Annotated in this window: 3 protein-coding genes; all 3 read right to left on the bottom strand. The window is 31.2% G+C overall.

Features of this window, described 5'->3' with window-relative positions:
- Window positions 1-142: 142 nt before the first annotated feature.
- Window positions 143-538 carry an Asp23/Gls24 family envelope stress response protein gene (locus tag Q0370_RS05470; protein WP_299573140.1) on the bottom strand — a complete coding sequence of 132 codons (396 nt, stop codon included), beginning with the start codon at window positions 536-538 and terminating at the stop codon, window positions 143-145.
- Between the two features lie 85 nt (window positions 539-623).
- Window positions 624-1979: an acetyl-CoA carboxylase biotin carboxylase subunit gene (gene accC / locus Q0370_RS05465; RefSeq protein WP_299573137.1), complete on the bottom strand. Its 1356-nt coding sequence runs from the start codon at window positions 1977-1979 to the stop codon at window positions 624-626.
- 45 nt (window positions 1980-2024) lie between these two features.
- Window positions 2025-2429: a biotin/lipoyl-containing protein gene (locus Q0370_RS05460; protein WP_299573134.1), complete on the bottom strand. Its 405-nt coding sequence runs from the start codon at window positions 2427-2429 to the stop codon at window positions 2025-2027.
- Window positions 2430-2598: the final 169 nt, after the last annotated feature.

Below are 2598 nucleotides of genomic sequence, written 5' to 3'. Positions count from 1 at the left end.
ATTTCTTTATTCCTCAACAACCACGAATCACCGAGTTAAAGCTGAAGCGTATTTGTCAGTTTCTCCTTTCCTAATTGAGTGAATGTGCTCAAATATTATTTGTAAACAAGATTTCTATGAATATTTGAGCTTATTATGATTTTTATTCTTCAATTTCTGCAGTTTCTGTTACAGGAGCTTGAATATTTTCTTTTTTGTCTTCTTTTATAATTTTTTGAATATATACGTTTACTTCCTGAACTTTTAATCCTGTCATTTCAGTAATTGCTTTTACTACTTTAGTTTGGATTTCTCCAGCTAATGCAGGTAGCTTGAATCCCATTTTTGCAACGATGTATAAATCTAATGTACATTCAGTTTCTCCAACTTCTACTTCAATTCCTTTTCCACCTGAAGATACATTTTGGAAAAATTTAACAATTTCATTTTTAGAAGTTCCACCAACAAGACTGTGTACTCCTTCAATTTCTGCTACTACTGATTCTGCAATAGTCGCTACTACTTCCTGAGATATATTTACATTTCCTAATTCGTTCATTTTAGTTCCTCCTAATTTTTATTTTTTATCAAATAGTAATCAAATTATTTGTATAATCTGATTTTTTATTGATTTCTAGAATTAATTATTTACCAAGTGCATCCTTAAAATGTGTTTCAATAAAGTTTGTATAGATTGTTCCTTTTTTAAAGTCTTCATTATCAAGCACTTTTAAGTGAAATGGTATAGTTGTGTCAATACCTTCTATAATAAATTCCTTTAAGGCACGTTTCATTCTTGCAATAGCTTCTTCCCTATTTTTTCCTTTTACGATAAGTTTTGCTATCATTGAATCGTAGTAAGGCGGGATTTCATAATTTTGATAAGAATGAGAATCGATTCTTACTCCAATTCCACCTGATGGAATATATGTTTCTAGAACTCCTGAAGATGGAAGGAAACCATTTTCAGAATCTTCTGCGTTAATTCTGCATTCTATTACGTGTCCATTAATATTTATATCTTTTTGAGAAAAACTTAATTTTTCTCCTGCGGCTACTCTTATCTGTTCTTTTATCAGATCTACACCAGTGATTTCTTCACTTACTGTATGTTCCACCTGAATTCTTGTATTCATTTCCATAAAATAAAAGTTCATGTTTTTATCAACTAGAAATTCCAATGTTCCAACGCTGTCGTAACCAATTCCTTTTGTTAATTTGGCAGCAAATTTACCCATTTTTTCACGTGTTTTTGCATCAATTCCTGCTGATGGAGATTCTTCTATTAATTTTTGGTGTCTTCTTTGGATAGAGCAGTCTCTTTCTCCAAGATGGACAACATTTCCAAACTTATCTCCAATAACTTGTATTTCAACGTGTCTTGGCTCTTCAACGTATTTTTCAATATAAACATCTGGATTTCCAAAAGCCGCTTTTGCCTCATTTTGTGCAGCAATAAAATTTTCTACAAGTTCTTTTTCATCATGGGCGATTCTCATTCCTTTTCCGCCACCTCCTGCAGTTGCTTTTATCATAACAGGATAAGTTATCCATTGTGCAACTTTTTTGGCTTCTTCAACATTTGGAACAATTCCATCTGACCCTTTTGTTATTGGAACTTTGTGCTTGATAGCAGTTTCCCTTGCTGTTGCCTTGTCTCCCATCATACTAATTAGCTCAGGTTTTGGACCAATGAATACGATGTTGTTTTTATCACATATTTCAGCAAATCTTTGATTTTCTGCTAAAAACCCATATCCTGGGTGAATAGCTTCACTTCCTGTAATTTGTGCTGCTGAAATAATATTCGGTATTTTTAAATACGAGTCTGCACTACTGGCAGTTCCGATACAGACAGCTTCGTCAGCAAGTTTTACGTGAAGTGAATCTTTATCGGCTTCTGAATAAACTGCAACTGTGGCAATTCCTAACTCTCTTGCTGCTCTAATTATCCTAACAGCAATTTCTCCTCTGTTTGCTATTAATATTTTTTTAAACATTAATATTCTATCCTCCTAAAAGATTTCTGTTTCATAAAAATAATTTTAATTAATTTCAATTTTAAATAGTTCTTTTGCGAAGTCAACTGGTGAGCCATCTGCCACTAGCACTTCCTTTAGAATACCATCTACATTAGATTTTACATCATTATCAATTCCTATTGTATTTATTTTTGCAAGGACTTGTCCTTTTTTTACTAAAGTTCCAGGTTTTGAACTTACTAGCTTTATTCTTCCCACATTACTCGATTTGATAATTTCTTCTGCTGGTAATACAGCTGGAAGAGTTTCTTTTTCAACCTTTTCTGTTACAGGTGCTACATTATTTGCGATATTTGTAGTTTCAGAATTTGTTAATGTAAGTTTTACTTTTCCATATCTTACTTTTAGTTCTGCTATATCTTCTTTCTTTAGAACTTTCATCAATTCCTGAATATCTTTAAGTTCCATATTCCCTCCTTGTATCTTATTTTATAAATCAAACTTTTAATCACCAAATTTATCACAAAATTATACATATAATTTTATCATATTATAAGTATTTTTTCAATTTTTTCTTTTTTTAGTCTTACTTTTATTATACCATATTTTCCTTTGAAATTTTATCATTTATGTAAAA

It is taken from the genome of uncultured Leptotrichia sp. (genome assembly GCF_938036635.1).
Taxonomy (GTDB): Bacteria; Fusobacteriota; Fusobacteriia; order Fusobacteriales; family Leptotrichiaceae; genus Leptotrichia; species Leptotrichia hongkongensis.
Note: the sequence above shows the minus strand (reverse complement) of the source record. Positions and strands in the feature narration are given on the sequence as shown.